At 60.3% G+C, this 1,914-nt stretch carries 1 protein-coding gene; it reads left to right on the top strand.

Translation table 11 applies throughout. The features are described from left to right. Positions 1 to 86: 86 nt before the first annotated feature. On the top strand, positions 87 to 1,914 hold a 1,828-nt coding region (locus H7U20_RS10015; RefSeq protein ID WP_199759015.1), incomplete at its 3' end, for a DUF6531 domain-containing protein.

The raw sequence follows: 1,914 nt of genomic DNA on the forward strand, positions 1-1,914 counted from the left end.
GCTGAACCTGAATTAGTGAAGCTGGCTGCATGAAGTGACGCGACAACTTTGTTGACAACTACCGGCTGCTGCCGAGTGCCGATGTCTTGCTATGGGGAGGCGTCGACGGTGACCGAAAAAAGCTTGAGGATGGCGACGTATTCGAATTCTCCCAACAACGATTCAATGCCGTCAGCGTGGAGGAGGCCACGGAGCTGAGCAGGTCACTGTTCGCCGGCGGCGCGCCGGCCGTCAAAAATAGTCAGCCAGCGGCTGAGGCCAGAGACGCCGCAGTGGACAAACCACTGATGGTGCATTTTACCCAGCGCGTGGCGGTCGCATCGCTCAACAATGCCAGCGTGACGCTGATCGGTCCGAATGGTGCAGTTCCAGTCAAAGTCGTGCCAGTTGAACGAGGCGTACTGCTATTCGTGACACCACAACAGGATCTATTGCCATCGAGCCGGTACACGCTCTTCATTCGCGGCGCGAGCAACGACCTTGCTCAGCCGCTGGCGTTCACGGCGATTGGTTTCGATACCATGCAGCTTGCCGGGCAAAACATGCCCAGCAATGCCGCCGGCACAGCCCAGGCCAGTCCTGCCTTATCACCGGATGACGCTGTCCACGCCCTGCCACAGGCAGTGGCACTTTCTGAGCGCGGCACGCTTGGCGCCGTGGAGCGGCAAGCACTCGCCAGCGCGGATTCCATGGAAGGCACTGAAGCCTGGCGGCCCGACGCATCCCACTTCACCGGCGACTGGCGCGCCAGGCGCGGGGCCAGCCCGCTGCAACAGCTACCGCCATTGCAGGCCGCTAATGGCGACACCGCGCTGTCAGGCCAAGTGCTCACCTTGCACGGCCGTGCGTTGGCGAATGTCACCTTGACGATAGGCGGGCTGTCGACGAGCAGCGACGCCACGGGCCGGTTCTTGTTGAACCATTTGACTCCCGGCGTACAAGTACTGACGATCGACGGTCAACGTGCAGGACAGGCAGGAGCCCGGTATGGCTACTACCAAGTGCGCGTCGACATCAAAAATCATCAAACCAATGTGTTGGATTACACTATTTGGAGCACTAAACTAGACCCCGCCGGCGATATGGCTTTGCCCTCGCCGACGCTGCGCGACATGGTGCTCAGCTCGCCGCGGATTCCGGGCTTGGAATTGCATATTCCCGCAGGCACGGTCATCAGGGACCGCAAGGGGAAAATCGTCACGTCGATCAACATGACCGCCATCCCCACGGATCGCCCGCCATTCCCGATTCCCGGCGTCGGTGTGCCGGTTTATTTCACTATCCAGCCAGGCGGCGCAACCCTGACTAGCGCCATAGGCCGCATGCAAGGAGCGCAGCTGATTTATCCCAATTTCAGCGGCGCAGCGCCGGGCACAAGAATTGATTTTTGGAACTATGACACGCAGTCCAAAGGATGGTATGTCTATGGCAAGGGAACGGTCACAGCCAACGGCAAGCAGGTGATGCCGGATGCCGGTGTGGCGATCTATGAGTTCACCGGGGCAATGATCTCGCTTCCTAGTAACGCGCCGGCCGAAGGGCCGCCTCCCGGCGGATGTGGCGCCGGTGGCGGAAGTGCCGCAGGTAGCGACGACTGTAATGGCGATCCCAATCAGCCGACGCCACCTGACGGCTGCGCCGGCGATCCGGTCGATTGCGCCACAGGCTTGTTCCTCGACGCCAGCACGGATTTGTTCGTTGCCGACGTGATGCCGCTCAAGGTCGCTCGTAGTTACCGGTCACGTGACGCAGGTTCGCATGCGTTTGGCATCGGTGCCAACTTGTCATACGATTTCTTCCTGGTCGGTGACACTTACCCATTATTGATTAGCGCTGATCTTCATCTTCGCCGAACTGTCCGGCCCGCCAATGGTCCAACCTGGTGTGGCACGACGCTGCGGATACCAACGGGGG

The sequence above is a fragment of the Rugamonas violacea genome (assembly GCF_016461825.1).
Taxonomy (GTDB): Bacteria; Pseudomonadota; Gammaproteobacteria; order Burkholderiales; family Burkholderiaceae_D; genus Rugamonas.